A 12,515-nucleotide genomic window follows, 5' to 3' on the forward strand; every position below is an offset into this window, starting at 1 on the left:
CTAAACTGTTCGTCTAATATTATTTCTCGTTCTTTGGTTGAAGAACTAAGAACATGCTTCGGCCTTCCATCTTCGGTTTTTGTTCAACCGTAGATACTTCAGCACAAGCTTCAGCAAAACGATCTAACACACGTTGACCAATATCTTTGTGTGTAATCGCACGACCTTTGAAACGTAGGCTGCATTTTACTTTATCGCCTTTTTCAAGGAATTTAATCGCATTACGTAGCTTCGTTTGGAAATCATGTTCATCGATTGTTGGGCTCAAGCGAACCTCTTTCATCACGATGACTTTTTGATTTTTACGAATTTCACGGTCTTTCTTTTGCTGTTCAAACTTAAATTTACCATAGTCCATGATACGAGCGACTGGCGGCTTGGCTTGAGGGGCCACAAGGACAAGATCCAAGTTTACACGAGTGGCGATTTCTAGCGCTTCGTTACGTGTCTTTACACCAAGCTGGTCACCATTGTGATCGATTAATCGAAGTTCACGTGCGCGAATGCCTTCGTTTACATACATGTCTTTGCTAATAGTAATCCACCTCCAAGTAGTTGTCGCGAATACATGGTTTGGGCAAAGCCTTGCCCGGTTGAACGGTACATCCTCTTGTCATGTCCATAAAAAAAGGACGGACATTTTTGAAGATGTCCGCCCGCTATATGTGCATGCGTAAATGTACGCAAAACAATTCAACGTGTCATACCTGTTCACAGCCTAAGCGTTGTATCAGGTGAGAAGCGGGCAGCCTCTACTTCAACCACAAACTTTGTATTCATTAACCTTAATTATATTAGCATGTACAATTTAGATTGTCAAATATTTTTACAATCTCATAATTAGTATGTGTAATACACTTACAGTTTATACGTCATTATAGTACAAATAATTAAAGATAATCAAGTACTTTATTCAATTAAAAACGTGCAACTTCCGCTTTAATATTCGCTAAGAAGTCTTCGAATGCAATTGTTTCTGAATCTTTTGAGCCGTAACGACGCACGTTTACACCGTTAGCTTCAACTTCTTTATCGCCAATAACAAGCATGTAAGGAATCTTTTTCATTTGAGCTTCACGGATTTTGTACCCTAGTTTTTCTTCACGGTCATCCATTTCAACACGTAATCCAGCTGCTGTCAACTGCTCTTCGATTTGTTTCGCATAGTCGAAGTGCGCTTCGTTTGATACTGGGATTACTTCTACTTGTACTGGTGCTAACCAAGTTGGGAATGCTCCTTTATATTCCTCAATTAAGAAGGCAACGAAACGTTCCATTGTTGACACAACACCACGGTGAATAACGACTGGACGATGTGGTTTACCATCTTCACCTACATATGTTAAGTCAAAGCGTTCTGGTAATAAGAAGTCTAATTGTACAGTTGATAACGTTTCTTCTTTACCAATGGCCGTTTTTACTTGTACGTCAAGTTTAGGGCCATAGAACGCCGCTTCACCCTCTGCTTCAAAGTAATCTAAGCCAAGCTCATCCATTGCTTCTTTTAACATGCTTTGTGCTTTTTCCCACATTGCATCGTCATCAAAGTACTTCTCTGTATCTGCCGGATCACGGTAAGACAGACGGAATGAGTAATCTTTTAAATCAAAGTCTTTGTACACTTCTAAAATTAACTGCACAACTTTTTGGAACTCTGCTTTAATTTGGTCTGGACGAACAAAGATATGTGCATCATTTAACGTCATCCCACGTACACGTTGTAACCCTGAAACAGCGCCCGACATTTCATAACGGTGCATTGTTCCAAGTTCAGCAATACGTAATGGTAAATTTCGATAAGAGTGCATGCTGTTTTTGTAAACCATCATATGGTGCGGACAGTTCATCGGACGCATAATTAATGTCTCATTATCCATTTCCATTGGTGGGAAAATGGAATCTTGGTAATGATCCCAGTGACCAGAAGTTTGGTAAAGCTCTTTAGAACCAAGTACTGGTGTATAGACATGTTTATAACCAAGCGATAATTCTTTGTCTACGATATAACGTTCAATCACACGACGGATTGTTGCACCATTTGGTAACCAAAGTGGTAAACCTTGACCTACTTTTTGAGAAGTAGTGAATAATTCTAATTCTTTTCCGATTTTACGGTGGTCACGTTCTTTTGCTTCTTCCAACATTTGAAGATGGTGTTTTAATTCTTCTTTTTTGAAGAAAGCTGTACCGTAAATACGTTGTAGCATTTTGTTATCAGAGTTCCCTCTCCAATAAGCACCTGCTAATGATAATAATTTGAACTCACGTAGTTTACCTGTTGATGGTACGTGAATACCGCGACATAGATCGAAAAATTCCCCTTGGTAGTAAATAGACACTTGCTCATCAGCAGGAATCGCTTCAAGTAATTCTAATTTATATTCGTCGCCAATTTCTTCATAAATTGCTTGTGCTTCTGCACGGCTAACGTTTTTACGCTCTACTTCTAGATTTTCAGCAATAATTTTTTTCATTTCTTTTTCGATTGCTGGTAAATCTTCAGCAGTAATTGGTGTTGGTGCATCAATATCGTAGTAGAAGCCGCCTTCAATAACCGGACCAATACCAAGTTTTACTTCAGGGAATAGGCGTTTAATCGCTTGTGCTGTTAAATGGGCTGTTGAGTGACGAAGAATTTCTAATGCTGCCTCATCATCTTGTGTAATAATGGCAATTGTTGCATCTTCTTCAATTGGTGTTTTTAAGTCTACTAATTCTCCATTTACTTTCCCTGCATAAGCTTTTTTACGAAGTCCTGGGCTAATAGATAATGCCACATCATCAGTAGATGTACCTTTTGCAAATTCCTTTACAGCGCCATCTGGGAACGTTAATTTAATCATGTCTGACATTTTGTTGCACTCCTTGTTTGGTTAAATTTAGTGATGCATGATGAAGCAGCGAATCTTATGGTTAACGTAAGCTTGCACAAAAAACCCTGAAAAACAAAAAAGCCCCGTCCCTCACAAAAGGGACGAAGCGTATGCTCGTGGTTCCACCCTTCTTCCTTCCGATAAAATCATCAGACGAAGCTCAAGGCTAGCTAACGGGCTAGGGACCGGCGAAAGATATGCCCTTTCGCTGCTCAGTAGGTAGTAAATAATGTGTCCAAACTAGGAAGCTTACAGCCGATGACTTCCCTCTCTAAAAGCCGTTACACAAAATTCATGTCCTCATCATTGCATTGTGCTATATAGTATATGAGACAGTATACGCTCGATTGTCATAAAATGCAACTGTCAATGTTATAAACGTCGATTTTTGCCACGCATTTCTATAGGCTCCGTCAAAGCTCTCACACGTTCCATAATACGGCCAGCCTTTACGACCTCAATATCCCCTTTTTGAGACTGCGCTAAGTGATGCTCTAATTCATCATAGTTAAAATTAGAGGTAATGAATGTTGGCAATTGTTCTGCCATTCGATAATGGAAGATTGTCCCTAAAATTTCATCGCGTGTCCAAGCTGACATTGTTTCTGCCCCTAAATCATCAAGCATTAATACCGGCGCTTTTTTCACATAATCTATTTTTTCATTTAGCGTATTATCACCGATTGCATTTTTCATTTCACGTAAAAATTCGGGTACGAAAACGACCACGGAACGAATTTTTTTGGAAGCCAGTTCATTCGCAAGTGCACCAAGCACAAAGGATTTCCCTACACCAAACTTCCCATATAAATAAAAGCCTTTCGTTGGCAACTGCCCTGTTTCCTCTGTTTTCTTAACAAATTGTGCCGCCCGTTGCGCGATAAGCACACGTGATTCATCATCAATCATTAAATCTTGGATTGTCGCTTGTAGCACATCTTTTGGCATATGCATACTAGCAATCATATTGGCAACATCCCGACGTTCATCCTCACGTACCTTTTGTTCACAGCGCACGTAATCAATTTCAACCGTATTGCGTACAACCCGTAATGTCGGAATAAAACCTTTTAGATAATTGGTGCAATGCGCTGTATGATCACAACCACAGCACGCTGTCGATTGACTAATAAATTCATGTAGCTTTGGTAAATTGCGCTCAACAGCATCGTAGCTTAATTCTTCTGCGTGTTCTGCTAAAAAGGCCTGCACACGAGGGTGTTCTAAAATCTCTCTCCTCATCGCCTCATATCGCTCTTGAAATGATGGTACATTAATAGCTCTTTTTAATGCTTTATTAATTGGTTCGATTACCGTTCACCTACTTTACTTATCGCTTTTTCCAAGCATTTCCAATATTTTTTGGCGCTCTTTTTCAAAATCCATTGTACTGGACGAAGCGCTCTCGTCTGGTTGCTCATTGCGTTTATAAAACCATTCAGGTACTTTTTCCTTACGCTGATTATTTGCTCGTCCTTTGACATACTGATTATTATTTTTAGCTGGTGCCTGTGGTTTATTTTTCCACGTTGTATATTTATCATGTTCTTGACGTGCAAGTTCCATTGCTTCCTTCGCCGTCTTAATGTTTTTTCGCACCCAGTGATCGGCAATGGTTTCCACATACTTTTTAGGTAGCTTCATATCCGTAGATAGCATGACATATTCAAGTAGTGCATTAACCACGCCTACCGGCATCCCATGTTGCACGATTAAGCTCTCAGCTAATTGTACAGATGTTTGCAATGGCTCTTTACCGTTATTAATATCTCGCAACACTTGGACAGGAGGTGTTGACTCTAAATAATGTTGCAATTCCTGATCTTTTGTTTTTTGAACAGCATCTTCCTCAACCGGTGGAGCATATACTTTGGCAAGCTTTGGTGGCTCTTTTGAAACAGTAAGCTTATAAAAATCGGCTGCCGCTTTTCGTAATCGTTCTTGTGAAATACCTAACTCATCATCAAGCGCTAAAATAACAACTTTTTGCATATCCAATGCCGTTAAATGATAGAGGAATGCTAATTTGGCAATTGTTTCCCGCACTTCAAGCGTCAGCAAATTTGCGGGTACTAACTGGTCAGATAAACCTGCCTGTAGCAACTCAAAATCAAATTGCTCAAAATAAAACGGGTAGACCTTTTGTGCATTTTCTTTGCTATCAATGCCACCCTGCAAATCGGTAGGAATATTGGTATTAACCGGTTTAAAAACATCCATAAAGGCGCGTGATACATCTTTATATTCTGTACCCCTTATAGGCTGAATAAAACGTTGGCGCAATTTCCGATACGCCTGCTCTCCGATTTTACTAAACAAAAACATTGATAATAAAGGATCTTTCATAAAGCTATCTGCATCAAGCGGGCGCATAAGCTCATATAAAAAGCTTCGCTGTTCTGCCTCTTCTTTTTTCCAAGTACGTAACAAACCGATTGCTTCAAGTGCAATACGTGCTTCGAACACTTTACCGATTGGTAGTCCTAGCACATTCATTAAATAATAATGATTCATTTGCTGTTTTGGCATTTGCTCTGCTTCAGCCCATAGTGTTAAATAAAGACTGATTGGTTCAGCACCCGTTAGAGGTTGATAAAATAATGTTACTAATTGACGTTCCATCGTGGAAAGCGCATGAGGTAGACGAATGTCAAAAGTATCTGCGGGCTGCAATTCTTTATACAAATGAATCAACGTCATTCACCCTCTCTGTTTTTCCTAAGATTTTTGCTCTGTTTGACGTTGAATAATTTCTTTTATTTCCTCAATAAATACATTGATATCCTTAAACTGACGATAAACCGAGGCAAATCGAACATAGGCCACCTCATCAATTTTTGCCAAACGATCCATCACCATTTCTCCTACATCCTCTGATCGTACCTCAGCGTTCCCAATACGGCGAAGGTCTTTTTCAATAGATAGAACAAGTCCCTCTAAAACATCTAAAGCAACCGGACGTTTTTCACAAGCACGAATAAGACCACGCAGCACCTTCTCGCGGCTAAACTCTTCCCGTGAGCCTTCTTTTTTCACAACGACTAACGGTGTTTCTTCAATTTTTTCAAACGTTGTAAAACGAAAGCCACATGACTCACATTCACGACGTCTACGAATTTCTTTATTATCATCTACTGGCCTCGAATCCACTACGCGTGTTCCGTTAAATTGGCAAGAAGGACATCTCATATTTTTACTCTCCTGATTCCACAACAATTTGATATTTGTATTATAACAAATTTCCTACAAATAAGAAAAGTTCATTTGGTGCCAGGCACTCAAACAATTTGCTTTACATCCTAACTTGCAAAAAAAAGCACATTGAAACCATAAGATTTCAATGTGCCAATAGCGTTCATTATGCGTTAACTGTTTCTAGCGCTTTTGCAACTTTTTGCACTAGGTCTACAACACGTGCAGAATAGCCCCACTCATTATCGTACCAAGCAAGTACTTTTACTTTACGGTTACCCATCACCATTGTTGAAAGTCCATCAACTGTAGATGAGTATGTTGTTGTATTGTAATCAGCAGATACTAGCGGCTCAATTGAGAAGTTTAAAATACCTTTCATCGGCCCTTCTGTTGCCGCTTTGACAAATGCAGCATTAACTGAATCAACTGTCACATCTGTATTTAAATCTACAACAAGGTCAACTAGTGATACGTTTGGTGTTGGAACTCGAAGTGCCATACCGTGAATTTTGCCTTCTAATTCTGGTAACACTAATTTTAATGCTTTTGCAGCACCTGTAGATGTTGGAATAATCGATTGTGCACAACCGCGCGCACGACGTAAATCTTTATGTGGGTTATCTAAGTTTTTTTGGTCATTTGTATATGCGTGAACTGTTGTCATTAAACCGCTTTCGATACCAAAAGTATCATTTAACACTTTTGCAACCGGTGCTAAGCAGTTTGTTGTACAAGAAGCATTTGAAATAACATCATGTTTTTCAACATCAAGTTTTTCATCATTTACACCTAAAACAATTGTAACATCTTCGTTTTTACCTGGAGCTGTTAAAATTACTTTCTTTGCGCCTGCTTCAAGGTGCATTGCTGCTTTCTCACGATCATTGAATTTACCAGTTGCTTCAATTACAATATCCACGCCCATTGTAGCCCATGGTAATTTTAATGGATCACGTTCGCTAATAATTTGGACACGTTTACCATTTACAATTAAAGCATCGTCTGCTGGTTCAACCGTACCTTCGAATGTTCCGTGATTTGTGTCATACTTAATCAAATGTGCTAACGTTTCCGCTGGGTAGCTTGCGTTAATTGCAACAATATTTAAACCTTCCTGTACGATCGCTTGGCGGAAAACCATACGTCCGATACGTCCGAAACCGTTAATAGCAACTGATACTGTCATTATAAAATCCTCCTGTGAGTGCATACTCATATTCATTATATACTTTATGCTAATTAGTATAACACAATTTTAAAAAAGATGAACATTATATATCCATAATAAAAAAGTTCTTATTTTCTGAAAAATAGCACCTTTTTTGAAATAAAAAAATTCAGTACTTCATGCTTATTATTACGCTTATAAACAAAAAAATGCACAGCAATAATTGCTGTGCCTAGAATGCCTTTGGCTACATACTGGTTGATTTCTTCTATGGGCGAGCACGCAAACTAACCTAAGATGTGGTACAAAAAGGTGAAAAATAACAAAGGCATCAAGAATAATCTCTCGATGCCTTTTTGGAGCTTCTCTGTGTAGTAATTAACATTGCTCTTTTTGACTAAAGTACGCCCCAATGCGTCAGAATTTTCTTTAACTGCTCTTCTGTTTGTTGTAAATTTTCATTGTTGTAAATCACCGCATGTGCACTTTTTTCTTTCACAGACATGGGTAACTGTGAATGCATACGAGCTAGCGCATCTTCCTTTGATAATTGATTGCGCTCCATTAATCGTCGAAGTTGCACCTCTTCACTAACTGAAACAACAAGTATTCGCTCTACAAAATGCTCCAATTTACTTTCAAACAGTAATGGAATATCCATCACGACATGCTTTTGTCCAGCCTCTATATATGCATCGCGTTGGCGTAACATTTCCTGACGAATAGCAGGATGCATAATATCATTTAAAATTTTGCGTTTCGCCGGCTCATGAAAAATAATATCCCCAAGCTTTGGACGATTTAAGTTGCCATCTTCAAGTAAAATGTCTACACCGAAATTTTGGACAATAAGTGCCAACGTCTCCGTTCCTGGTTCCACAACATCACGTGCTACAACATCTGCATCGACAATCGGTAATCCAAGCGCTGTCATCATTTTGGCGACTGTGCTTTTACCACTTGCAATACTTCCTGTTAGTCCGATAATCATAGTAAATTCCCCTTTAATGTTGACAATTTGGACAATATACAGATGTACGTCCACCAATTGTCATTTGACTCGTCCCTGTTCCACACACTGGGCATATCTTTTTACCGTACATTTGTAATCGATTTTGCATGCTTCCTGCCTCGCCATTAATATTACGATAATCCGAAATCGTTGAACCTCCCGCTTCAATACTTTGACGCAGGACGTCAACAATTGCCCCAAAAAGTGCACGTTTTCGTTTTTCACTTATGCGGTTCATTTTGCGGGCTGGGTGAATTTTTTGAGCAAATAATGCTTCTGTCGCATATATATTGCCACAGCCCGAAATCACTTGTCCGTCCATAATGACTTCTTTAACAGCCTTTTTCTCGTATTTCGGTAGCAAGGATTTGGCTATAAAATAATCACATGCTATCTCATCAAACGGTTCAGGCGCCATTTTTGTCAGTGGCGCATGATCTTCAATTTTCGTTAAAAATCGCAACTCACCAAAACGGCGAATATCTGAATAAATTAAATAGCCACCATCTGCCATTTGAAAAGTCGCATGGATATGCTTTTTAAATTTTTCTTCATTGATTTCTTCAGGCGTGTTGACGATAAACCATGCACCTGTCATGCCTAAATGACTGACTAATACATAGGAAACATCTTCTTTCACCAAATGAAAAAATATATATTTAGCACGGCGCTCAATCTTCGTAATCGTCATTTGAGATAATGCCATTTCAAATGCATCGGGCTCAGCTTGCTTAACGATACATTGCTTTCCTTCATCATAAGAAAAGCGGACAATTTCTGACAGTTGAACCTGCTTAATTGTGCGACCTTCAACTTCCGGCTTTAATGCCTGCACGACACCTTCTACCTCTGGTAATTCAGGCATTTTACCCCTCCTTACTTTGCTTCGTACCAAGTTGCCCCATAGTTGAAGTCCACTTTCAATGGAACAATCAACTCAATGGCATTTTCCATAACCTCTGGTACAATTTTTTCGAGCAAGGCAATTTCTTCTCTAGGCGCTTCAAAAATTAATTCATCGTGCACCTGTAAAAGAAGTTTTGCTTGCATGTTTTCCTTTTTCAAGCGAGCATCCATATCAATCATTGCTTTTTTAATAATATCTGCCGCGCTTCCTTGAATCGGCGTATTCATCGCTGTGCGCTCTGCAAAGCTTCGTAGATTGAAATTCGAACTCGTGATATCTGGTAAATAACGACGACGATTCAATAACGTTGTGACAAAACCATTAAATTTTGCATCTTGGACAATCTCATCCATATAGTTTTTTACACCAGGGAAGCTGTCAAAATATTTCTCAATAAAAACGGCTGCTTCCTTACGTGTGATATCTAAATTTTGTGATAATCCATAATCACTAATGCCATACACGATACCGAAGTTAACTGCCTTGGCAGCTCTACGCATGTTGCTATCAACTTCTTCTGCGGTTACATGGAAAACATCCATCGCGGTACGTGTATGAACATCCATGCCTTCACGGAAAGCTTCCACTAAGTTTTTATCCTCTGACATATGAGCAAGTACACGCAACTCAATTTGAGAGTAATCCGCAGAGAAAAGAATCCAATCTTCTTGTGATGGCACAAATGCCTGACGAATTTTTCGCCCTTCCTCTAAACGAATTGGAATGTTTTGTAGGTTAGGGTCCGTTGAGCTTAGTCGACCTGTTGACGTCAATGCCTGTTGGAAGCGTGTGTGTACTTTTCCGTCTTCTTTATGAATTTCTTTTAGCAAGCCTTCAATATACGTTGATTGTAACTTACCGAGCTGACGGTACAGTAAAATATGCTCGATAATGGCATGCTCTGGCTTTAATTTTTCCAACACATCTGCTGCTGTGGAATAACCTGTTTTCGTTTTTTAATCACTGGTAAACCTAGCTTGTCAAAAAGGATAACGCCTAATTGCTTTGGTGAATTTATATTGAATGCTTCGCCCGCTTCCGCATAAATTTCCTGCTCAATCACTACTAATTTATTATTTAGCTCCTGCCCCATCGTTTCAAGTGTGGCACGATTTACTGTAATCCCTTCACTTTCCATTTCACTTAAAATCGACGCAAGTGGTAGTTCTAAGTTTTTATACAGTTCAAACTGTTCATTTTCCTTTAACAATGCCTCTAGTTTAGGTTGTAATGTCCACACAGCAAACGCTTTACGACTAACATGTTCAGCTAGTACATCACTTGCTGGTATAGCACGTTTTGCTCCTTTACCATAGACCGTCTCATTTGCTTGTACTTCTCGATAGCCTAAATCTTTTGCAAGTGTTGCCACATCATCACCGCTAAGTGCAGGGTTATTAATATAGGATGCAAGCAATAGGTCAAACTCCACCCCTGCTAAACGAATACCTACACGCTTTAAAGCCGCCTGTGCTGCCTTCGTATCTGTTATATATTTAATCTTCGTAGCGTCTTCTAACCATCGACGTAGCAAATCAGATGTAGAAGCCACTTCAAATGGCACATAAATCGTAGCTGTGCCATCCGTTAAAGCAATACCTAGTGGCTGACAAGTATGATAATGCTCATCTTCTAACTCTACATGTATCGCCATAACGTCCTTTAAGTGCTCTGGCTTCACTACTTGTACAATGTCAAAAGCAAATGGTGCCTGTTGGTGTTCTTCCACAGTAAAATTACTTTTATCTAGTAGTGATTTGAAGCCGAGCTCCTGCCACACACTAATTAGTTCTTCTTCGTTAGGTCCACCATAAGCAAGGTCATTTAACGTTAAATCAATCGGTGCTTCAGTAAAAATTGTAGCAAGCTTTTTACTCATCAATGCCTGCTCTTCATTGGCAACAAGCTTTTCTTTCATCTTGGAAGCCTTTAACGTATCCATCGCTTCATACAGTGCCTCAACTGAGCCATGCTCTTTTAACAATTTAACAGCTGTTTTTTCGCCAACACCAGGTACTCCAGGAATATTATCAGAGGCATCCCCCATTAAACCTTTCATATCTATAATTTGAAGAGGTGTTAAGCCATACTTTTCTTCGATAAATGCAGGTGTGTTTTTTTCGATTTCCGTAATGCCCTTTTTCGTAATATACACTGTTACCTTATCCGTTGCGAGCTGGGTAAGGTCACGGTCTCCTGACACGATAATTACTTCCATATCTTGTCCTGCTGCTTCTTTTGCCAATGTACCAATAATATCGTCCGCTTCGTACATGTCTAGTTCATAGCGTTTAATTCCATAAGCATCAATCAGTTTGCGAATATAAGGAAACTGCTCTGAAAGTTCTGGTGGCGTTTTTTGACGGCCACCTTTATATTCCGTAAATGTATCGTGACGAAATGTCGTTTTACCTGCATCGAAAGCAACGAGCATCTTCGTCGGTTGTTCTTCCTCCAAAATTCGTTGCAACATCGTTGTAAAGCCGTACACTGCATTGGTATGAATACCGCTATCATTTGTCAGCAGTGGCAATGCAAAAAAAGCGCGGTAAGCTAAACTATTACCGTCTAGTAATAGTAATTTTTCCTTAGTCATCTTATTTCCTCCTGAAGTCGTCGTTCTTTTCATTGTAAAACGAAAACGTATGTTTGAAAATGCCTCTTTCCTCTACTTTATCGGGAAAACAGACTTTTTACCAATCATAGGGACGCAGATCAGTTGAAAAATTAAAATCACGCAACATTCCATGGTATTTTCCGTTAAATCCATAAAAAAAGTCAATTGCACATGCAATCGACTCTACTCTTATTGACTAACATTTTTAGCTCTTTCTTTACGAAAGAAAATTTCCTCATAAATAACGGTCATCATGAAAGCATTCATAAAAGCAATAACAAAAAATAGCGGCATACCGCCTAGTTTTAACTGTGTTAGTCCTGCACTAAACACCATGACTACGCCGATTTGCGCGAGGAAGAAAATAAAACCAATGCCCACCTGCCAAATTGGGCGTTTCTCTTGCCGTTTCTCGTACCAAAATATTTTTTTAGAAGCTTTGCGTACATCCTCTGCAATGACTAATCCTAATAAAAATAAAATAACAAAAAATACCGGTATATGATAAACACTGTTCGTCATCCAAGCAAAATCAGATATACGAAAGAAAAGTGTAAAAAACGATGCGATGCTACAAGCAATCCCTAAGTTTTGGAGCCACGTGCTAATGGTTAGTTTCACAGCTATTACCCCCATCTATCATTTCTAAACAACATCATTTTATCAGAAAATAGCAGTCTATAACACAACCAATTATTTGTTAGAATTAATTTCATAGTTTGGATACTAGCATTACTACAAGG

The 12,515-nt window shown here is 39.1% G+C and carries 9 protein-coding genes and 1 pseudogene; all 10 read right to left on the reverse strand.

Annotation, left to right across the window (positions count from 1 at the left end; genetic code table 11):
* Positions 1 to 19: 19 nt before the first annotated feature.
* The 10 genes and pseudogenes from infC to T479_RS16660 all read right to left on the reverse strand — a co-directional run bounded on the left by infC (position 20) and on the right by T479_RS16660 (position 12,393).
* On the reverse strand, positions 20 to 523 hold the full coding sequence (infC, locus tag T479_RS16615) for a translation initiation factor IF-3 (protein WP_024363824.1): 504 nt from the start codon (positions 521 to 523) through the stop codon (positions 20 to 22).
* Positions 524 to 917: 394 nt separating this feature from the next.
* The gene (gene thrS, locus T479_RS16620) at positions 918 to 2,852 is read right to left on the reverse strand and encodes a threonine--tRNA ligase (protein ID WP_025220295.1); all 1,935 of its coding nucleotides are present in this window, start codon (positions 2,850 to 2,852) and stop codon (positions 918 to 920) included.
* A 393-nt stretch (positions 2,853 to 3,245) separates the two neighbouring features.
* Complete coding sequence (dnaI, locus tag T479_RS16625; protein ID WP_227665470.1) at positions 3,246 to 4,175, reverse strand: primosomal protein DnaI; 930 nt, start codon at positions 4,173 to 4,175, stop codon at positions 3,246 to 3,248.
* Positions 4,176 to 4,199: 24 nt separating this feature from the next.
* Entirely contained in the window at positions 4,200 to 5,573 is a 1,374-nt protein-coding gene (locus T479_RS16630) for a replication initiation and membrane attachment family protein (protein WP_038509878.1), read from the reverse strand.
* A gap of 18 nt (positions 5,574 to 5,591) precedes the next feature.
* A complete protein-coding gene (gene nrdR, locus T479_RS16635; protein ID WP_024363821.1) occupies positions 5,592 to 6,062 on the reverse strand; it encodes a transcriptional regulator NrdR in 471 nt (156 codons plus the stop codon).
* A 169-nt stretch (positions 6,063 to 6,231) separates the two neighbouring features.
* A complete protein-coding gene (locus tag T479_RS16640; RefSeq protein ID WP_025220297.1) occupies positions 6,232 to 7,254 on the reverse strand; it encodes a glyceraldehyde-3-phosphate dehydrogenase in 1,023 nt (340 codons plus the stop codon).
* A gap of 379 nt (positions 7,255 to 7,633) precedes the next feature.
* Positions 7,634 to 8,227 (reverse strand): dephospho-CoA kinase, encoded by a 594-nt coding sequence (coaE, locus tag T479_RS16645; protein ID WP_025220298.1) that lies wholly within the window; start codon positions 8,225 to 8,227, stop codon positions 7,634 to 7,636.
* A gap of 13 nt (positions 8,228 to 8,240) precedes the next feature.
* A complete protein-coding gene (gene mutM / locus T479_RS16650) occupies positions 8,241 to 9,113 on the reverse strand; it encodes a bifunctional DNA-formamidopyrimidine glycosylase/DNA-(apurinic or apyrimidinic site) lyase (protein ID WP_025220299.1) in 873 nt (290 codons plus the stop codon).
* A gap of 11 nt (positions 9,114 to 9,124) precedes the next feature.
* Positions 9,125 to 11,784, reverse strand: a pseudogene (polA, locus tag T479_RS16655) (DNA polymerase I).
* A 177-nt stretch (positions 11,785 to 11,961) separates the two neighbouring features.
* Positions 11,962 to 12,393 carry a hypothetical protein gene (locus T479_RS16660; RefSeq protein ID WP_025220300.1) on the reverse strand — a complete coding sequence of 144 codons (432 nt, stop codon included), beginning with the start codon at positions 12,391 to 12,393 and terminating at the stop codon, positions 11,962 to 11,964.
* Positions 12,394 to 12,515 lie beyond the last annotated feature (122 nt).

The sequence above is a fragment of the Lysinibacillus sphaericus genome, assembly GCF_000600105.1.
Classification (GTDB): Bacteria; Bacillota; Bacilli; order Bacillales_A; family Planococcaceae; genus Lysinibacillus; species Lysinibacillus sphaericus.

Coding starts and splice junctions, on each gene's coding strand:
- thrS (WP_025220295.1), bottom strand. CDS start 2,852: ATGTCAGACATGATTAAATTAACGTTCCCAGATGGCGCTGTAAAGGAA.
- T479_RS16630 (WP_038509878.1), bottom strand. CDS start 5,573: ATGACGTTGATTCATTTGTATAAAGAATTGCAGCCCGCAGATACTTTT.
- T479_RS16640 (WP_025220297.1), bottom strand. CDS start 7,254: ATGACAGTATCAGTTGCTATTAACGGTTTCGGACGTATCGGACGTATG.
- infC (WP_024363824.1), bottom strand. CDS start 523: ATGTATGTAAACGAAGGCATTCGCGCACGTGAACTTCGATTAATCGAT.
- coaE (WP_025220298.1), bottom strand. CDS start 8,227: ATGATTATCGGACTAACAGGAAGTATTGCAAGTGGTAAAAGCACAGTC.
- mutM (WP_025220299.1), bottom strand. CDS start 9,113: ATGCCTGAATTACCAGAGGTAGAAGGTGTCGTGCAGGCATTAAAGCCG.
- nrdR (WP_024363821.1), bottom strand. CDS start 6,062: ATGAGATGTCCTTCTTGCCAATTTAACGGAACACGCGTAGTGGATTCG.